This is a genomic window from Nitrospinaceae bacterium, assembly GCA_018669005.1.
Classification (GTDB): Bacteria; UBA8248; UBA8248; order UBA8248; family UBA8248; genus UBA8248.
On sequence record JABJAL010000004.1, the window covers coordinates 1 to 17903 of the forward strand.

General features: G+C 54.8%; 18 protein-coding genes, 1 tRNA gene and 1 pseudogene. 5 read left to right on the plus strand and 15 right to left on the minus strand.

Annotation, left to right across the window (positions count from 1 at the left end):
• From HOJ95_00130 to HOJ95_00155, 6 genes are all read right to left on the minus strand, one after another.
• On the minus strand, positions 1 to 157 hold a 157-nt coding region (locus HOJ95_00130; protein ID MBT6393090.1), incomplete at its 3' end, for a hypothetical protein.
• Between the two features lie 48 nt (positions 158 to 205).
• A complete protein-coding gene (locus HOJ95_00135) occupies positions 206 to 1321 on the minus strand; it encodes a Gfo/Idh/MocA family oxidoreductase (GenBank protein ID MBT6393091.1) in 1116 nt (371 codons plus the stop codon).
• Positions 1322 to 1348: 27 nt separating this feature from the next.
• Complete coding sequence (locus HOJ95_00140; GenBank protein ID MBT6393092.1) at positions 1349 to 1711, minus strand: hypothetical protein; 363 nt, start codon at positions 1709 to 1711, stop codon at positions 1349 to 1351.
• A 10-nt stretch (positions 1712 to 1721) separates the two neighbouring features.
• On the minus strand, positions 1722 to 2081 hold the full coding sequence (locus tag HOJ95_00145; GenBank protein MBT6393093.1) for a hypothetical protein: 360 nt from the start codon (positions 2079 to 2081) through the stop codon (positions 1722 to 1724).
• Between the two features lie 19 nt (positions 2082 to 2100).
• On the minus strand, positions 2101 to 3036 hold the full coding sequence (locus tag HOJ95_00150; GenBank protein MBT6393094.1) for an acetamidase/formamidase family protein: 936 nt from the start codon (positions 3034 to 3036) through the stop codon (positions 2101 to 2103).
• 24 nt (positions 3037 to 3060) lie between these two features.
• Positions 3061 to 3996 carry an amidase gene (locus HOJ95_00155; protein ID MBT6393095.1) on the minus strand — a complete coding sequence of 312 codons (936 nt, stop codon included), beginning with the start codon at positions 3994 to 3996 and terminating at the stop codon, positions 3061 to 3063.
• A gap of 253 nt (positions 3997 to 4249) precedes the next feature.
• Between HOJ95_00155 and HOJ95_00160 the strand changes: the two genes are divergently transcribed.
• Positions 4250 to 5080 carry a hypothetical protein gene (locus HOJ95_00160; GenBank protein MBT6393096.1) on the plus strand — a complete coding sequence of 277 codons (831 nt, stop codon included), beginning with the start codon at positions 4250 to 4252 and terminating at the stop codon, positions 5078 to 5080.
• A gap of 21 nt (positions 5081 to 5101) precedes the next feature.
• Here the strand turns inward: HOJ95_00160 and ilvD are convergent, their stop codons facing one another.
• The 7 genes from ilvD to HOJ95_00195 form a co-directional block, all read right to left on the minus strand.
• Entirely contained in the window at positions 5102 to 6802 is a 1701-nt protein-coding gene (ilvD, locus tag HOJ95_00165; GenBank protein MBT6393097.1) for a dihydroxy-acid dehydratase, read from the minus strand.
• A 200-nt stretch (positions 6803 to 7002) separates the two neighbouring features.
• Positions 7003 to 7290, minus strand: coding sequence for a hypothetical protein (locus HOJ95_00170; GenBank protein MBT6393098.1), 288 nt, complete (start codon positions 7288 to 7290; stop codon positions 7003 to 7005).
• 54 nt (positions 7291 to 7344) lie between these two features.
• Positions 7345 to 7926 (minus strand): hypothetical protein, encoded by a 582-nt coding sequence (locus HOJ95_00175; GenBank protein MBT6393099.1) that lies wholly within the window; start codon positions 7924 to 7926, stop codon positions 7345 to 7347.
• Positions 7889 to 8188: a hypothetical protein gene (locus tag HOJ95_00180; protein ID MBT6393100.1), complete on the minus strand. Its 300-nt coding sequence runs from the start codon at positions 8186 to 8188 to the stop codon at positions 7889 to 7891. Before HOJ95_00180 ends, HOJ95_00175 begins: the two co-directional genes overlap by 38 nt.
• A gap of 63 nt (positions 8189 to 8251) precedes the next feature.
• The gene (locus HOJ95_00185; GenBank protein MBT6393101.1) at positions 8252 to 9622 is read right to left on the minus strand and encodes an NAD(P)-binding protein; all 1371 of its coding nucleotides are present in this window, start codon (positions 9620 to 9622) and stop codon (positions 8252 to 8254) included.
• Entirely contained in the window at positions 9619 to 11802 is a 2184-nt protein-coding gene (hpnC, locus tag HOJ95_00190) for a squalene synthase HpnC (GenBank protein MBT6393102.1), read from the minus strand. The genes HOJ95_00185 and hpnC overlap by 4 nt, the downstream gene beginning before the upstream one ends.
• 16 nt (positions 11803 to 11818) lie before the next feature.
• Positions 11819 to 12571, minus strand: coding sequence for a DUF3891 family protein (locus HOJ95_00195; GenBank protein MBT6393103.1), 753 nt, complete (start codon positions 12569 to 12571; stop codon positions 11819 to 11821).
• Between the two features lie 293 nt (positions 12572 to 12864).
• Here HOJ95_00195 and HOJ95_00200 point away from each other — a divergent pair.
• From HOJ95_00200 to HOJ95_00210, 3 genes and pseudogenes are all read left to right on the plus strand, one after another.
• Positions 12865 to 13986 (plus strand): annotated as a pseudogene (locus HOJ95_00200) (homoserine O-acetyltransferase).
• A 471-nt stretch (positions 13987 to 14457) separates the two neighbouring features.
• The gene (locus HOJ95_00205) at positions 14458 to 15018 is read left to right on the plus strand and encodes a thioredoxin domain-containing protein (GenBank protein MBT6393104.1); all 561 of its coding nucleotides are present in this window, start codon (positions 14458 to 14460) and stop codon (positions 15016 to 15018) included.
• A 63-nt stretch (positions 15019 to 15081) separates the two neighbouring features.
• Positions 15082 to 16827, plus strand: coding sequence for a CocE/NonD family hydrolase (locus tag HOJ95_00210; GenBank protein MBT6393105.1), 1746 nt, complete (start codon positions 15082 to 15084; stop codon positions 16825 to 16827).
• A gap of 26 nt (positions 16828 to 16853) precedes the next feature.
• Here the strand turns inward: HOJ95_00210 and HOJ95_00215 are convergent, their stop codons facing one another.
• Both HOJ95_00215 and HOJ95_00220 read right to left on the minus strand, forming a co-directional pair.
• Positions 16854 to 17237, minus strand: a complete 384-nt coding sequence (locus HOJ95_00215) for a hypothetical protein (protein MBT6393106.1) — start codon at positions 17235 to 17237, stop codon at positions 16854 to 16856.
• Positions 17238 to 17299: 62 nt separating this feature from the next.
• Positions 17300 to 17524: a hypothetical protein gene (locus HOJ95_00220; protein MBT6393107.1), complete on the minus strand. Its 225-nt coding sequence runs from the start codon at positions 17522 to 17524 to the stop codon at positions 17300 to 17302.
• A 154-nt stretch (positions 17525 to 17678) separates the two neighbouring features.
• On the opposite strand from HOJ95_00220, the gene HOJ95_00225 reads away from it, so the two are divergent.
• A tRNA-Val gene (locus tag HOJ95_00225) sits at positions 17679 to 17753 on the plus strand.
• Positions 17754 to 17903 lie beyond the last annotated feature (150 nt).

A 17903-nucleotide genomic window follows, 5' to 3' on the forward strand; every position in this document is an offset into this window, starting at 1 on the left:
CAGCGAGCTGTTTTCCGAACTTCTCATTAATGTCGCAAAGACCTAGCCACTCGACACCGGGATAATCTTTTGCAAGCTCGGCCCTGATGCGCCCAATTTTACCGCAACCGATGATTGCCAGGCCCATCGGTTTTTTTTGGCTGCTTTCGTCACTCATTTCTTACTCCTCAAAAGATGTTATTAAAGTCCCATTAAATTAATGGATTTAGGCTTCAAAATCGGCAATATCAACAGGCAGACGGAGCGCCTCGCCCCGCTTGGCCGAAAGATCCATCGACATCGTCAGCATGAGATTGCGGTGTCCATCTGCCGCAGTTGCATGCGGCGTTTCAAGACCGGTGTGAACCCGTGCGAGCCAGGTGTTTGTCTCCTCTCGCATGGGACCCCAGAGCTGGCCGAAGGCCATGTCGCCGGGTGGATAGCTCGCAAGAAACTCAACCTTGCGTTTCACCTCGGGGGTATAGCCCGCCGCCTGTCCGTGGTCTCCCGCCATCACAAGATCCCGGTGGGTGTCATCAATGGTGATCACCCCATCGGTCCCTACTATTCCGATCTCAAGCGTATAGACCGAAGCGGGCCAGTTCTCGGGCAGCGCCCAGTTGATATTCATACTCCACATCGTTCCATCGTCGAAAGTAAAGATGCCGAATGTGGCGTCTGTCATTCCATAGGAGGCGCCAAGCGCATGATCTACATCGCGGGCATAGACCTCGACCGGCGTCTTCCCCTCCATGAACCACATCGAGATATCCAAACTATGGGTGCCGGATACAACCATTGGTGTCAGGCTCGCACGATTCTCCGCCTTGACCACGGTTGCAATGGGCCCAAGGCGATTCATAAACGCCCGTGTCGTCACCGAGGTAATCTGACCGAGTTGCTCTGTTCTTAGCTTTTCCTTGACTACGAGAAATTTTCGTCGAAAACGGTTCGTGTAGCCAACGACCGCATCGACACCCGCATCATCAATAGCCTTGAGCACCTGGGCGGAGTCTCTGGCATTCGTGGCCAATGGTTTTTCGATGAAAAGATCGTGGCCTCGTCCAGCCGCCTCAAAAATAGGGGCGACATGCTCGCTCTCCTGGGTCGCGATGATTGCGGCGTTCACCTCGGGGCGCGCGAGGAGTTCTTTGTAGTCGGTAGTGAAAAAATCCGCCTTCGTATCCTCGGCAAGCTTGCGGCCCAGCTGCTCGTCTATATCGCACAAGCCGAGCCACTCGACTCCCGGATAATCGCACGCGAACACGCCACGGATTCGCCCGACCTTGCCGCAGCCAACAATGGCCAGGCCTATTGGCTTGTTGCTTTCGTTCCTGCTCATAGAACCCTCATCCTTGTTAACATCCGCTCAAGTTTTAATTTCCACACGATAGGCGTCAAAAGCATAGGTGTCATGATTCTCAAGCCAGTGCAGGCCCTCAGGATTCACCCAGAAGGGCTCGCCGTCCTTGCGCTTGCCGCTCCTGGCGACGATCTCACCTTTTTCGTTGTAATAGTCCATGTTCGGGCTGGCATTGATGATAAAAACACTGGGATTTTTATGCGTGTGTTTTTTCTCAATAACATCGGGTGGAATATTTACGTGGAGCACACGCACCTTTTCGTTCTCAAAAACTACCGTATGGTTTTCGGACGCAGCGATTACAGAGTCCAGCTCCTCTGGTGTGCCAGGGATAAACGGAGGTCGCTGAGGTATGTGATCGGATGGCATCTAACGCTCCTTATTTCTTCAACTCAATCCGAATGGCTTCGAGATCGAAATCAGAGGGATTCTCAACCCAATGCACCCCTTCGGGCTCAAGCCAGAACGGAACGCCTTCCTCGGGCGGCGAGCCCAGATCAACCTGCCCTTGTCCATTGAAGTACTTAATCCTGGGTCTTTTGGTGATGGTGAAAACGCTGGGCCATTTGTGTGTATGCTTTTCCTCTATCTTGCCGGCACGAACTGTGACCCGCAAAACGCGCACCTTCTCGTTCTCAAAAATCACTTCATGATTAAGTGGTGCTGCGGCAACGGCATCGAGGTCATCAGACGTGCCAGGAACATATGGCGTCAATTGGCTGGACGGTGTATCGGACATTCATTCCCTCTAATGCTGATCAGGCAAGGATCGCCTTGGGCAACATTGCATGGACCCCTTTCACGCCATTGACTATCTGTGTGACGTGAAGGTCAACAGCAAGGCTGCACAACGTATAAGCGTCATCGCGGCTCATTGCCCGTTGCTGCCCCAAAAATGAAATCGCCTCGCGCAGAGCCGACTTCGCCGCATTGTCGATCAAAGGGTCAAAACCCATAAAAATATAATGCGAATCTGTTTCAGCCCGAGGGTGCGAGAGCTCCATGTCTTTTCGTAGATGAAGTTCCACCGTTCCCGATAAGGCACATTCGAGCGCCGAGGTGCATGACTCGCCGTCCCCCTGGCACCCATGACCGTCACCGATGGAAAACATCGCCCCTTCATTAAAAACGGGCAAATATACCGTCGCGCCCGGCCGGAGTTCTTTGTTGTCGAGATTGCCGCCCCATATACCGGGAGGTGCCGAGGCAACCTCGCCCATGGAAACGGGCGGGGCAACGCCAAAATTTCCAAAAAACGGATCGAGCGGCACTTTCACACCTGCACCCCAATCCCCAAAACCTGCCGCAACATCGATCTCCACCACCACGGCATGATGATACGGGAAATCCTCGGGAAGCCCACCGCGCAGCGGGCGAAAAATATTTACCCCCCAGTCATAGCGAGGTGCAGCTTCAACAAAACGCACTTCGAGCACATCGCCGGGCTCAGCGCCCTCGACGGCTATCGGGCCAATCAGCATATGCCCGCCGTCGCCCTTTCTGTTGTTCTCGGTAATCGCAAGAAGCTCTTTTGAGGCCCGCGAGCCAACCTTATCCATCGCACCAAGAAAACCGGATTCGGTGTGGACCCTCAGTCGGTCGCCCGAGGGGATGGTCAGAATCGGCGAGAGCGCCGCACTGTAGAAGCCCCAGTGGACGGTATCGGGCGATGCGATGAGTTCATGGGTGGTCAATTTCGTTGCCCCTATCTTGCCCAGTTAGTCGAATAGCGACTTGGGCACCATGGCGTGAATACCCTTATATCCATTTACGATTTGGGTAACGTGAAGATCCACCCCCATGCTGCATAGTGAATAGGCGTCCTCGGGGCTCATTCCCCGAAGCTCGCCCAGGAATTGGATCGTCTCGCGCAGCGCCATTTTTGCAGCATTATCCAGAATCGGGTCAAAACCACCAAGGATGTAATGCGTGGGCGTCTCTGCACGAGGCACCTTCAGGGACATGTCCTTCCTGACAATCATCTCAAAAGTGCCGTCAAGACCCATCTCGATTCCGTTGATGTTAGCCTCGCCGTCCCCCTGACAACCGTGCCCGTCTCCCACGGAGAAAAGCGCTCCCTCGTTAAAAATGGGAATGTAAATAGTCGCGCCTGCCGTGAACTCTTTGTTGTCGAAATTGCCGCCCCATTCCCCCGGAGGCGCACTCGAAACCCGGCCCATCGCCGGTGGCGGCGCAACGCCGAAGTTTCCGAAAAATGGCGCGAGCGGCACCTTGACGCCAGCGCCCCAATCGCCCGTGCCCGCTTCGGCATCAACTTCCACGATAACCGCCCGCTGATAGGGAAAATCCTCGGGAAGCCCTCCCCCCAGAGGTCGGAAACCATTGTAGCCCCAGTCGTAGCGTGGCTGGATGTCTTTGATGCGAATTTCGAGAACATCGCCGGGGCTGGCTCCCTCTATGGCCACTGGGCCCGCCATGATATGGGCGCCCTCACCCTTTTTCACAGTGGCGAGTATATTGCGGAGCTCTTTCGAGGCCCGATCGCCGAGTTCATCGAGTTTATCTGCGCGACCAGATTCAGTGTGGACAATAAGCGTGTCGCCCGATGCGATGGTCATGACGGGTGGCGCTGAGGCGTCGTAATAGCCCCAAAGTACTGTTTCGGAAGTGGCGGTTAATTCGTGCGTGGCCATTTAGGAGGCTCCCTTTTTATGAAAAACGACAAAACCGTGTAAATAATCGAGCTTCGCAAAACGCCCATTACAGACGTGGAAATTCTAACTGTACAGGGAGCAGCAACCCTCACCGGGTCTAAAAGGACTCTACCACCCACACCCTGGGAGGTCAAAAAAAGGCAGGCCGTCCGGTGCGGGCCTCCCGGTGCGGGACGCCAGAGCCGGTGATATGCTACAAGCCCATAGACCAGTCGAAGTGAGGACAGCCCGAATGGCGCAGCATGTTGTCAAACCAATTCTATCCGCCGCAATATTTCTCCTCCTCGGAGGCGTGCTTGCCGGTTGCGCGGAATACGGCTTTGACACCGGAGCAAGCCCAGCGGCAGCAAAAAGTCTGATCAAATCCATCACAAAAGAATTCGATCTCATGGTGCACGATTTTGATGCACTTGACGGCAAGGGGAATGTAGAACTCTGCACCCCAGTGCGATTTGCCGTCACCAGGTTTGCCGTCTACCAGGCGCTTGAGGAGCGCAGAAAAGCCGGGATGGAGCAGATGACCCGATTCATTACACGCGCTCGCCGCGAACTCACCTCGGCAGAGGCAAAACTCATAGCCAGGGAATGCGTGGACACTGACGGCGACGGTTTGCCTGATATCGAGGAAGTGCGTCGATACGGCACAAATCCGAACAAGGGAGATACCGACGCCGACGGCCTCTCTGACGGTCGAGAAGTCCGCCGCCACCGCACGAATCCCCTGAAATTCGATTCCGACGGAGATTTATTGGGCGACGGCGAGGAGGTCAATTACCACAAGCTAAGCCCCAGGCATCCCGATAGTGACCAAGACGGATACTCGGATGGCATCGAAGTTAAAGGCGGCTTCGACCCGAGAAACCACTGCTCACATCCCGCCAAAGGCCCCCGGCTCGCCGGCTCTTGGAAAAAATGCAGGCCCGGTTTCGCGAAATCACAAGCTCGCAGCCCACGCCCCTCAAAAGCCCCAAAACAGAAGCCAGCGGCGCGAAGAACCTATCGGCGAGAGTCCGCGAAACCTTCCATAAACGACTCCATCATGCACGGCCCTTTGAATCCCTGACCACCCTTCAACTTCTTCTGGCTACTCGTCCGTCACACAACCCTCAGAGGCCGAGGAAACGCACCGCGCATACTTGAACAGTGTGCCCCGTTTCGCACGAAGCGGCGGCGCCGTCCATTTAGCGCGTCTTGCCTCGATCTCATCGTCAGGCAGCGCCACGCTCAGCGTCCGGCTCGGGGCATCGATAGTAATCTGATCGCCATTCCCAAGGAGAGCGAGCACGCCGCCCAACTGCGCCTCGGGGGTAACGTGTCCGACAACAAAGCCGTGCGTTCCGCCCGAGAACCGCCCATCCGTGATAAGAGCAACATCGTTGCCGAGCCCGGCACCCATGATGGCCGATGAGACGGTTAACATTTCACGCATTCCGGGCCCACCCTTGGGGCCTTCATAGCGGATAACAATAACATCGCCCTTTTGAATTTCCTTGTTCTCAAGTCCCTTGAGCGTGTCTTCCTCTGAATCGTAGACCCGTGCAGGCCCCTCGAAACGCTCGCCTTCTTTTCCCGTAATCTTCGCAACGGCCCCTCCGGGCGAGAGGTTGCCGTAGAGAATCTGAAGATGACCAGATTTTTTGAGCGGGCTCGAAACCGGAGAAATGATCTTCTGCCCATCCGAGAGACCCGGCAAGGATTCAAGATTTTCAGCCAGTGTCTTTCCCGTAACCGTTAAGCAACTACCGTCCAAAAAACCCTCTTCGAGCAGGAATTTCTGCACCGCCGGCACGCCGCCGATATCGTGCAGATCCTCCATCACGTATTTTCCACTCGGCTTGAGGTCGGCGAGATAGGGCGTCTGGTCGCTGATGCGCTGAAAATCGTCGATATCGAGATCAACATAGACGGTCTTGGCAATAGCAATCAGATGCATAACGGCGTTGGTCGAGCCTCCGAGCGCCATGATGATCGTTATCGCGTTCTCGAACGCCGCTTTCGTCATGATGTCGCTGGGCTTGATGTCGTTTAAAAGGAGATTGTAAATCGCCTCGCCCACGTTCAGACATTCTTTACGCTTCGCCTCGCTCATGGCCGGGTTCGAGGAGCTATAAGGAAGGCTCATCCCCAAGGTTTCAATGGACGACGACATAGTATTCGCTGTGTACATACCACCACAGGCGCCACCACTCGGGCAGGCGTGGCGAATGATTTCCTTAAAGCGCTCCTCTTCCATCTTTCCGCTGAACAACTCGCCGTAAGCCTGAAAGGCGGAGACAACATCTAGCTTCTCACCATCTAAATTACCCGGGGCAATCGTTCCGCCATAGACCATGAGGCTAGGCCGATTGAGCCTTCCCATGGCGATGAGAGAGCCTGGCATATTCTTGTCGCATCCCGGCAGCGTCACAAGAGCGTCATACCACTGGGCGCTCACAACGGTTTCAATAGAGTCCGCGATAATCTCCCTAGATTGCATGGAGTACTTCATGCCCTCGGTACCCATTGAGATGCCGTCACTCACACCAATTGTGTTGAAGATAAGGCCGACCATCTTTTTGCCATCGTTGACACTCTGCTTAACGAGTTCTGCCAGTTTGTTGAGATGGAAATTGCATGAATTCCCCTCCCACCACATGCTGGCGATCCCGACCTGGGGATTGTCCATGTCCTTCTCATCGAGCCCGGCTCCGTAGAGCATGGCCTGGGACGCCGCCTGCGAGGCTGGCTGCGTTATCCGTTTGCTAAAACGATTCAACCCCTCTTTACTCTCCGCCATTTGGTTCATCTCCCAACTAATAAAATATAGATATAACGATGCGGCATTTAGCCGCGCCTGTTGATGAATTCTTTGAATCTTTCGGCAAGTCTAGCCTCGCGCCAATTGAATCCGGTCGCATCGATCACCTTTTCCATCTCCTCGCTCGACCAATTATTCTCCTCTGCGAGGTACGCTAGCGAGCAAACCCCGGCTCGCCCAGTGGCCGCTCAGTGAACATACGTTGGGCCATCGGTCTCCGCGCCTTTGAGCGCCTCGTTCACCGCAGCCATTGACTCATCGCTAAACTCGGCGGCATTTACGGGTACGCTGAGATAAGTCATGCCCAGGGCTTCGGCCTCAGCCTTGGCGCGCTCGGGGGTAAGCTCCCCCTGGTCCTCGCTGGGAAATCGCGTATTGATAATCGTCTTCACACCCTTGGCGGCAAGTTCCTTAAGATCCTCGCTCGTTGGCTGTGAGCCGAAGGAAATCTTGTCGGATGCTGAGAATTGTTCCATGACCACTCCTAGAAAAAAGGACATGCCAGTCGTTTCCAAACCAGGAAACTTCGGCTATCCGCGTTGAATGATTTCCCGGTATCGAACGAGCCGGCGAGAACGCTTATCGTCCCCATCACGGTGATAAATCCCAATCAAATTGTTAAGCATGCGCTCGACAATTCTGAGATCGGGCGTCTCCTTGAGAAAACGCATGTCAAAATGATAACCCATCCCACGAACAATATCGGCGCACTCAAGCGGAGAAATCACTTTGCCCCCGTCAAAAGGATCGATATAGATGGGCGATTCAGACGCATCGTATTTGAGAATGAAATGACCGGGCATGCCGATGCCCCGAAAGGGAAGTTCGAGTCGCCTTCCAATCAGAATATAAACGGCCGCCAGCGTTATAGGCATCCCCTCCCGGCGGGCGAGCACTCGATTGAGGTAGCAATTTTCTGGATTATAGTATTCTCTTTGACCTCCCTTGAAGCCCAATTCCTCATGCAGATAGTAGGTGGTATGGCGCACAATCTCGTCCGGCTCGCTCACGCCTTTAAGGCGATAGTCGAGCTCTTCGGCCAGTTGGTCTAGCTCTGAGAGGCACCGGGAAGAGTCATCGAGCGGATAGCCGAACGAGGCCAAGAGGAGCATCCCGTCCTCCAACTGCCCCCCCCTCCGTGGCGGCAACCGCCCATTCAGAAAAACGTCGTTCAAGACAAGTATGGTGATATTCCAAAAGTGAGGGTGGAACTAGTACCTTGCGGCCCTCATTTATCGCAAGACGGTCGAAAAGGCGAGCCAGGATATCGTCGTCCATCGAGGAAATTTGCCTGTCGAGCGCCTCGATGGTGGCCGGTTGATCTTCTTCTAGAAGCGCGCAAAGCGCTTCGAGTTGAGAATCGCTCAAATCCACTGCCTGCTCCCTCTAGCTGCAAAAGAAAAGATAAGCAAAAAATAGCACAACCTGCCTATGTTATTACCCCTGCTCGATTTGCTCAATCCCTTCAAGTGCCAGGGCAACCTCCGCCGCCTTAAAACCACTTCGTACCGCACCCTCACAAGTCGCCGGAAAACCAGTGGCCGTCCAATCCCCGGCCAGAATGAGACCTTTGACGGGCGTTTGAGCCTCTGGGCGAAAGGGCTGCTCATCCACCCCGTTCGCCCATGTCGCGGCCCTCTCCCGGACAATAAGAACACGCCGGACAGCGGTGCCCGGAAAAATCCGAGAGGCCGTCTCTCGCGCTGTGGTCTCCAGCCTGCCTCTTGGGCCAGCAGCAATAGAATCCACGCCACCCGTGAGAAGTGCAACTGGTGCCCCCGGGCCGCGCCCGTTTCCTCTGGGCCGAAAAAGCCACTCCCATGGTTCCCCAAGAAGGGCCTCATATCTCGGACCAGGTTCATCGCTATCCAGCCATATATAGGCGCTCGCAATTGGCCCGGGCTGCATCCGACTCAAATCACGCCAGGGAGATTGCCCTAAAAGCTCAGGCGGGAGCATCGCAATCAGCGCGGGTGGCGGTACCGCGCTGATCACCCTTGCAGCAGAGATAAATTCGCCGCCGGGCAGAACCACACCATTCACCGAGCCACCCTCAACCGCTATCCGGCTCACCGGGGCGGACATCCTCACCTCGCCCCCTTTATTGCGAATCGCATTAAGGGCGCGCGCTCCCCAGAATGGGTGCATCGCTATCGATGGGGCCCCAAGCGTTGCGCCCGAGGGACCCTGGCTAAATGACTCGGCCACTACCCGCCGAAAAAGCTCGCCACTACCCTCGCTCATCGGCATATTGAGGACCGCTCGCACAAACGGCTCCCAGAACCATTTTCTCTCGGCGCTCCCCTGCCCGAGTCTAGTGAGCATCGTCTCCACCGACTCGACACTCGCACCCGAATTCTCTCGGATAAGCCGAAAAAGACCTTTCAGGATGGATACACGCTCTTTGGCCGATGGCCCTCGCCAGCGCATCAGAGCCCACAGTGCGCCCAACGATCTTCCCCACTCAGGGAAACATAGGCGCTCAAGTCGCACATCTCTCTTGGCCACATCGCCAACCATCCGGTAAACGAGATCGAGTGAGGATTCAAAATGCAGATCCGGTGTGGCGCCGATGCGGTCGAGAAAACACAGGAGCGCGGGATTAGACTTCATAAACAGGTGGGGACCCCAGTCGAGATCAAGTCCCGAGCGGCGATCGAGAAAACTTCTTGCACGCCCCCCGGGCGAGCGCCCAGCCTCGAACAGACAGACGCGCCCCCCCCCCTCGGCTAGCGACAGGGCAGCCGACGCACCAGCGAAACCGGCTCCGATGACAACCGTACCTTCTTGGCCGGGCTCTCCGCTCACATCCCGAGAAGACAGAGGAAAGCCTCCCGGAGTTTGGCTGGTTTTGAAAGAGATGGCCTCAAGCCCGGCCCCGGAAAATTCGACTCAATCATATTCTCAAGTACCTTCCGGTATACCCGGCCCATAAAGCGAGCAGGAAAAAGTCGCCAGCGGCTTCTATCGGGCCGAAGCGCATCAGCACTCTCATACAGTTGCCGCGCCCTATCTGCCTCAAATTTCATCAAGGCGAGGAGCGCCTCGCTACGCTCTCCGTTAATTATCGATTCCTCTGAAACACCAAAGCGGCGCAAATCCTCTAGCGGCAAATATATCCGGCCATCCTCGGCATCGGCCCACAAATCGCGAAGGATGTTCGTCAGCTGAAGAGCAAGCCCTAGCGTACGACCATATTCGACCCCTGCCTGAGAGTTTTCCCCAAATACTTTAAGACACGCCAAGCCAACCGCCGAGGCGACCTTGTAGCAATACCCCTTTAGTTCATCGAATGTCTCATAGCGGTTTTGATCGAGATCCATCGCCACGCCCCGGCAAACATCGAGAAGATCGTCGAGGGAAATACCATAAGCCGCAACAGCGGAAACAAGTTCACGCAAAATTGGATGCCCGTGCTCGCGCTCATTCAGATGAGCGACCGCATCCATCCAAGCATCAAGAAGGCGTTTTTTCTCTAGGGGATCACCTGGCGTATCTGCAATATCATCGACAGCCCGGCAATAACCGTAAACCGCCGATAGCGCCCGGCGGCGCTCAGGCGGCAAAGATAAAAAAGCGATATAAAAACTCGACCGGCTCGCGCGAACATACCAGCGACAATAGTCCCAATCCTTTCTAGCATTCACACTAGAGCCAAGGCGGGCCTCAAGAGATGACGTCGGCAAAATCGCCGCGAGGACACAAGCCGTTTTATCGCGTGTGGTTAGCCTGGGCGAGCCCTTCATTACGTCATATCCCGCCCTCTCAACAGACTCGATTGCTGCCAGGCCACCTCGAAAAATTGTCCTTAGCTCCCGGCTCAAAGCCCCGCCAGTTCCTTTCAACAACGGGAGCCCTTCCCCGAAAAGATCACGCACACGCCTGACCTGAAAGACCATAAGCGCTCTCAGCACCGGACCAGCAGTGTCTCCCACAAGATCTTTTTCAGAAACTCCAAAGGCCTGAAGCTCAGACTCGGGGAGGTAGACCCTGCCTCGAAGGTAATCCTCTCTTACATCCTGAAGATGGTTGGCGATTTGAAGAGCCGTGCAAATGGCGTCCGAGGCGCGAAACGACGCCTCATCCCGGATACCGTGGAGCATGAGCACAATGCGCCCAACAGGATTGGCCGACAGGCGGCAGTAATCGAGCAAATCGTCATATTCCTGATAGCGGCTTACCGTCACATCCTGGCGAAAAGCCGCTATCAAATCTCGAAATGGCTGAACAGGAAGATCGTGTGAACGAATCGTATCGCCGAGCGCGAGAAAAACATTTTTCTTCACTCGCTCTAATGAAGGCTCCATCTCAGGGCTAAAAACCTGACCATCAACTGTAGCATCGAGCGAGCGCTCCCAGTCATCCAGCCTAGCCAAACGCTCAGCGTCACTTCCCCCATCCGGCAAATCGGCGAAATCATCAGCACAGCGGGCAAAGGCATAGACGGCCGCCACATGACGTCGAATCCGAGCTGGCAAGAATTTGGAAGCTACAGGAAAATTTTCATAATGCGAGGCAGCCATCCGCTCGCATTCCCGGTAGGCATCGCCCACATTGCCGGGCATGTCAGCGTCCAAAGCAACAGAGCCCGTGTCCTTCAACATTTCGATGAGCGGCGCATCAGCTGGCAAAAAATCGAAGCCACCAAGTGCATCAGGAAGAACCCACTCATGTGCTGAGACACCATTATTCTGGGGCTCCCCTGCCAACCATCGGCACTCATAAAATTGAAGTTGAACATTTCGATCAGGATAATTGTGGGAGGTTTTCCAGCGGAGGGTGCCAATTTCAATCTCTAGGTCCAACTCTTCCCGGATTTCCCGGGCCAGCGCTTCCTCGGGGGACTCTCCTGCCTCCACCTTGCCCCCGGGAAATTCCCACTTACCCGCCATGTGAGAACCCTTGGGGCGGCGGCAAATTAAAATGCGCCCATCCCTCCGGATGACTCCGGCTACGACATCAAAACTGGATCGAGATCCCGCGACCATTCCACCTCACCGCAATTCATGAAATAGGCAGCAAGCGGCCTTGAAAAACTTCCGGCTCGGCTCGCTCTATAGCTTCCTGAAACTCCTCGGCATTCTCAAAGCGCTGCATGGGAATCGTAGTCCCCGGAAACAGGAGGTCAAGATATTCCACATCAAACGGCCAAGGTGAAATTTCAAGACAATCTCCACTAGAGGGCCTTATCTTCAATCCACATCTCGTCATGGGATGAATTTGTCCCTCTGGTGGACTGATTTCAGGAGCTCGGCAAATTAGAAGAGAGAGTGTATCGCAAGTGCGTAACAGTAATGATGCCCCCTCTTTTCCTGCTGCCTCTATATCGGAGAATTGATCGCTCAATGATTTTTGGCGGTTTAACTCGATACGGACAAACTCACTCAAGTGTTTAAGATCTTCTGGAGGCGCGCCACGTCCACCGGCCTCGGCAAGTTGCGAAAAATGAGCACTAACCAAATAACCCGAAAGTGGATGATAATTCGCACAAACGGTAATGCTTTTGGACCAAATTTCCGTTGCCTCCTCACAGGAGATCCCAAAAAAACTGTAGGGCATCTTTGTCGTTGGATCGTAACTTGGGTTCTCGTCGGTCTTACACCACCCGACATCGTGGTTGTCCACAGCGAACCATACGGCAACAGCCAGTTCAGAATTCAGGGCTGGAACTGAATCCAGTCCTATCCAATGGCGCACGAGAGAGCCTGCAGCACGCGCATGATCATGCTGGGGAATCAGGCGTATACTATCCTTCATCGGGCGGACAATCATAAAAACACCTTTTCAGACAAAAAAATCGGCTGAGAAGACACCGCATATACAGCCCAAGAGTAAGGGTACACACAAATGTATCAGGCCCTAACCCACCGGCCAAGGGGCAAGTGGGCTGAAAAGTAAGACAAGCGGAGACTTTGGGAGCGAATAGGCTCACCGCCCTTGATGAGAAGACTAAAAGAGAGGAAAATTCGTCTTTCCCGGGAAGAAGGATTCCCTTTACACCAAGCGGCTCCGTTGCCCCTCCTGGTGAAATACAAGCGTTGTGAGGATTTATTGCCTTGAGCACTAAAGCAGGCTCCATAGGACTAACCGAAACCAGGCATCACACACTCTCAGAGCCCTTCCGAACCGAATCAGGGAGGGAACTAAAGAGTGTAAATGTGGCCTATGAAACATATGGTGAGCTCAACACCACACGAGACAATGCCATTCTCATCATTCACGCCCTGACCGGAGACGCCCACGCGGCCGGGGTCAACAGCGAGGAGGATCCCAGGCCCGGATGGTGGGACCCGATGATCGGCCCCGGCAAGGGGATCGACACCGACCGCTATTTTGTTATCTGCACGAACAATCTCGGCGGATGCTCAGGAACCACCGGCCCTACATCGACAGACCCTGAAACGGGCCGCCCCTATGGCGCGAACTTTCCCGTTGTGACTGTCGAGGACACCGTCCGACTTCAGAAAATCTTTCTCAATGAACTGGGCGTGAAACGCCTTCGCACCGTTGTCGGGGGCTCGATGGCTGGGATGCAGACTCTTGAGTGGGGCCTTCGCCACAGCGATTTTTGTGACTCCGTTATCCCGGTTGCAGGAGCTGCCCGCCTAACGCCGATGGGCATCGCATGGGACAAGATCGCTCGCACGGCCATCATGGCGGATGCCGATTGGCGAGAGGGTGAATATGAGCCTGGCAGCGGCCCGGGCAAGGGACTTAGCGTCGCCCGCATGATCGCGCACATCACCTATCTTTGCGGCCCCATCATGTGGGAGAAATTCGGTCGTCGCGTGCGTGACAGGGGCCAGCTCCTTGAGGACATCACAGCCCGCTTCGAGGTGGAAAGCTATCTCGATCACCAGGGACAAAAGTTCGTCGATCGCTTCGACGCCAACTCATATATGTATCTTTCGAGGATGATGGATCTTTACGATGCATCAAGAGGCTATCCTGACCTTACAACCGCGCTTGAGCGTCTGCAGACGAAATGCCTCCTTATTTGTTTTATCTCAGACTGGCTCTTTCCGCCGCACTGCAGCATCGAGATCGCCGAGAATCTTCAAAAAATTGGGCATGAGGTAGAGCTTCACAACGTTGAATCAACATATGGACATGACGCGTTTCTGGTTCAATATGACCAGCTCACCCGGATTGTGGGTGACTTCATGAAGCGCCTCGAGGAGAATGCTCCTATCGGCATCGACGCGATGGCGATCCCCCCCGAGGCGAGGCGCTTTATTTTCACATTTCCCGCCGAGGAGGTGCAAAAACCTTTCCTCTGGGAGCTTGGAAAAAAATTCTCCCTGACCATCAACATCATACGAGGGGACGTGGGTGTCGATTCGGGGTGGCAGGTGTGCGAGTTTGAAGGAGAGTCCAGCGAAATCGCCGCAGCCGTATCCTATGCAAGAGGCCAGGGAATCTGGGTCGATCAAGGAGGCGATGCCCCTATCGACCACGACCGCGCTGAAGTGGTATAGGACAGATAATCACACGGAAACAAAACCGGGAGACCACCTGGCGTTTTATTTCTCTACCAACTAAGACGTTTTCCTATACGGAGGTTCCACATGAGCGAGCTAAATGAACCAATTGTAGTCGTCAAATATTCTGACTACACCTGACCCTTCTGCTATGTTGCCACCGTGGGTGGCACCCCCGAGATTGAAAAAGACCCGGACGTTCAAGTTGAATGGGTAAGCTGGGAGGGCCGCCCGCCCGGCCAGGAATTCGCCGGCTACTCACCCGAGCACAAAGTCGAGAACTACAAGACCAACCACAAACCCCTGGCCGACAAATATGATGTGCCCATCAATCTGGCCGGCGGCAACTACCGGACAACTAACGCCCATATGGCCACTTTCTATGCTCGCGACATGGGTAAGTTCAAGGATTTTCGCGACAGAATTTATAAGGCGCGCTGGGAGGATGATCTTGCGCTCGACAATCCCGACGTGCTTGCCAAATGCGGCGAAGATGTAGGCCTCGATGGCGAGGAGATCAAGAAAGTGATCGCCGAGAAACGGTACCTCGCCGCCCTTCACAGCCAGCGGGCCCAGGGCAAGAGCCTCGGTATTTTCGGCATCCCCTCGTTCGTCGTCCAGGGTAAAATTTTCTGGGGCAAGGATGTAATCGACGACGTGAAGGCTGAAGTTAGTCGGCTGAAAAAGAAAAAAATCGTAGAACAAGAAAAACAGGACGGCTAGGCGCCTTCCACCAGATCGGCCTCACTTACTTAAATTTTAATTACAAAACTCGAAAGGCGACAGATGAGCGATTTTAAAAGCGAAGTTAAGGATGGCATGCGAATTGACTGGAACGTTCCGCTCAAAATGGAAGACGGGGTTGTCCTTCGTTGCGACATCTACCGTCCCGATGATGATGGCAAACACCCGACAATCCTCACCTACGGAATTTATGCCAAGGGCGTCGCCTATCAGGAAGGCTATCCCTTCCAGTGGGAAAAAATGATCGAGGACTACCCCGAAATTCTCGAAGGCTCAACAAACAAGTACCAGAACTGGGAAGTCACCGATCCTGAGTGCTGGATTCCTCATGGCTATGCTTGCGTTCGATTTGACTCGCGGGGCGCCGGTTGCTCCGAGGGCTTCATGTCGCCGAACTCGCCTAAAGAGATAGAAGATCTATACGAGTGCATTGAATGGGCGGGCACCCAGGAGTGGAGCAACGGGAAGGTCGGCATGCTTGGTATCTCATACTATTCTCGTAACCAATGGCGCATAGCAGCCAAGCACCCGCCCCACCTGACTGCAATTATCCCCTGGGAGGGAGGAAACGACCCCTACCGCGATTCGGGGTACCACGGCGGCATCATGAGCCAATTTCTAGAGCGCTGGTCGAAGCATCAGGTAATGAATATTCAATACGGTCGAGGTGAGAACGGGCGCAAAAACCCCAACACGGGCGAGTCCGCCACCGGTCCCCACACGCTTTCAGAAGAGGAATTGGCCAAGAACCGCGTCAACGCATTTGATGAGTTAAAAAAACACCCCTTCGACGATGAATGGCATCAAGAGCGCCGGGCGGATTTCTCTGAAGTCAAAATCCCGCTTCTCTCATGCGCCAACTGGGGTGGTCAGGGAATTCACCCACGGGGCAACTTCAACGGCTTCATTGAAGCAGCCTCCGAGCAAAAATGGCTTGAGGCGCACGGCGACTCTCACTGGTCGCTCTTTTCTGCCAACTATGGTCTCGACCTCCAAAAGCGCTTTTTCGACTATTTTTTAAAAGATGAAAAAAACGGCTGGGAAAATACCCCTCGCGTCTCGCTCAACATTCGCCACCCTGGTGGAAAGTTCGTGAAACGCGATGAGAACGAATGGCCCCTGGCCCGAACCGAATGGACAAAGTTCTACCTCGATGCACAGAGCAAGTCTTTGACCACTGACCCGGTGGCAACGGAGAGCCAGGTCGAATACGAGGCCCTGGGCGACGGTGTCACCTTCTGGATGCCCCCGCGTGAGGAGCCCATGGAGATCACCGGCCCCATGGCCTCCAAGATCTTTGTTTCCTCGGCGACAGAGGACACTGATCTATTCTTGGTCCTTAGGCTTTTCGACCCGGACGGTCGGGAGGAGACCTTCATGGGCTCGACCGACCCGAACACGGCGATTGCCAATGGTTGGCTACGCGTCTCGCACCGTGCCCTGGACCCGGAGAAGAGCACCCCGCAGCGGCCCTACCATCCACATGACAAGGCCGAAATGTTGACTCCTGGCGAGGTGTATGAATGCGATGTCGAGATTGTCTCCTCGTGCATCGTCATCCCTGCCGGATGGCGGCTGGCTCTGTCGGTTCGTGGGCAGGACTATATATATCCTGGCGACCTAAGCGACTTCGCAAAGAGTTTCCACTACGGAACCAGGGGAACAGGGGGCATGACCCACACCGACCTCGACAACCGACCGATGGCTGTCTACGGAGGCAAAGTGACGCTCCACACTGGCGGCAACAATGGGGCCTACGTGATGCTGCCGGTCATCCCGCCTAAATAGCGCGGGCTACTTTCCAGGTCGTTTGATTAAGAAGCGGGGCCAGGAAGAAGAACTACTGCGTCAATTTCGACAATGTCGTTTTGGTTGAGGGCCTGCACCTCGATGATGGTTCGCGTGGGCAGGTCCTCACCAAAATACTCTTCATACATTTCATTAACCGCAGGCCGGTAGGCCTTCATGTCGGTAACGTAGACAGTTGTCGAGAGGAACGAGGCCATCGAGCCGCCTGCGGCCTCGGCGATGGCCTTAAGGTTTTCAAAGGTGCGGCGAGTGCGAGCCTCGATACTGGCCTCAACAAGTTCACCCGTCGCCGGATCGATACCCCGCTGTCCGGCAATGTAGAGGATATTTCCAGCTCGGCGGGCCTGAACAAACGGGCCTGTAGGTAGCGGCGCGGTGGCCGTATGGATGGTTTCTGGCTCGGTCAATTCTATTCCAACGTATTAGGAAATTTCTTGAAATTCGCCGGGCATTACTTTTTCTTCTTGCCCTGAAGCTCTGCCGGGAAAGCAATTTTCAGCCACTGCTCGGTTTGCGTGGTAGCTGCGCTCTCATCGCGCCCCGGGATAAAAGCAATAGAATCCTTGGGCCGGGAGCCATCACCATCGAGCATGTACACATCCACACCAAACCCGTAGAGGTCATGCTCCTTTGCTTCAAGTTGATACATCACATCATTATGCGAAATTTCCACCATGTCTCGGCTTCCTTATCTTCAATATGCCGCCATCAGCGGCAGGACAATCAATCGGGCAGGGTCATCATAGCGAACCAGAGGAAGTTCCGTAAACCCTGGGATCCCAGTTTATTCTTGATCCCCGCTAACCACTGTGATAAAGCTTGAGCCACCCGGGCCGTTAGCTCAGCGGGAGAGCGATGCCTTCACACGGCAGAAGCCACTGGTTCGATCCCAGTACGGCCCACCAAAAAAATCAAAGGGTTGCGGCTCTTGGGCCGCAGCCCTTTTTTTGCCGGTGTCCATATAGGTGTCCAGTCGATTAACCGCGGACGCTTTATGGTCGGCACTGAGGTGGGAATACCTGAGGGTCATCTGAATGGTCTTGTGGCCGAGTAGG